This is a genomic window from Vibrio sp. 1727 (assembly GCF_033344415.1).
Taxonomy (GTDB): Bacteria; Pseudomonadota; Gammaproteobacteria; order Enterobacterales; family Vibrionaceae; genus Vibrio; species Vibrio alginolyticus.
In genome coordinates, this window is sequence record NZ_JAWPOT010000101.1 from 1 (window position 1) to 1,010 (window position 1,010).

General features: G+C 48.2%; 1 protein-coding gene. It reads left to right on the forward strand.

All coding sequences use genetic code 11. The features are described from left to right. Positions 1-1,010, forward strand: a 1,010-nt coding sequence (locus R8O10_RS24090; RefSeq protein WP_318191806.1) for an ammonium transporter, incomplete at both ends; no start/stop codon positions are given.

Consider the following 1,010-nt stretch of genomic DNA (forward strand, 5'->3'; position numbering starts at 1 on the left):
CTAAAAACTTTTGTTTGTACGCGATAGCGTGTACCACTTACCTTGTTATTGGTTACAACATTATGTACGTCGATAACGGAGAAGGCGGTTGGTTACGATCGTTCGGTGGGTTGATTGGTACCCAGGGTGAAGGCGCAGACCATTCTCTTGAATCCGACTTTTTCTTCCAAGTGGTATTTGTTGCAACAGCGATGTCTGTTGTTTCGGGGGCCGTTGCAGAGCGCATGAAGCTTTGGTCATTCTTGCTGTTCTCAGCTGTTTTGACCGCGTTCATTTACCCAATGGAAGGCTACTGGACATGGGGCGGTGGCTTCCTATCTGAAGCTGGCTTTAGCGACTTCGCGGGTTCAGGTATTGTTCATATGGCAGGTGCGTCTGCGGCGCTAGCTGGCGTGTTACTGCTTGGTGCTCGTAAAGGTAAATACGGTAAAAATGGTGAAATCTACCCAATTCCTGGCTCGAACATGCCATTAGCAACACTGGGTACGTTTATTCTTTGGTTCGGCTGGTTTGGCTTCAATGGCGGTTCTCAATTGATGGTTTCAGACTTTGAAAACGCAACAGCGGTTGGTCAATTCTTCCTTAACACGAACGCGGCTGCGGCTGCGGGTTCGATTGCTGCATTGTTTGTGTGTAAAACCACTTGGGGTAAAGCAGATTTAACCATGATCCTTAACGGTGCGCTGGCTGGTTTGGTCGCTATCACGGCAGACCCACTATCACCATCACCTTTGTATGCTGTAGCAATCGGTGCGGTATCGGGTGCGCTAGTGGTATTTAGCATCATCGGTCTCGATAAACTGAAGATTGACGATCCTGTAGGTGCAATTTCAGTTCATGGTGTTTGTGGTTTCTTCGGTCTAATGGTTGTTCCTCTAAGCAACGGTGAAGCAACGTTTGGTGCGCAGCTTCTTGGTGCCGCAGTGATCTTTGCTTGGGTATTTGGTGCAAGCTTAGTGGTTTGGGCGATTCTTAAAGCTACGGTTGGTATTCGAGTTACGGAAGAGGAA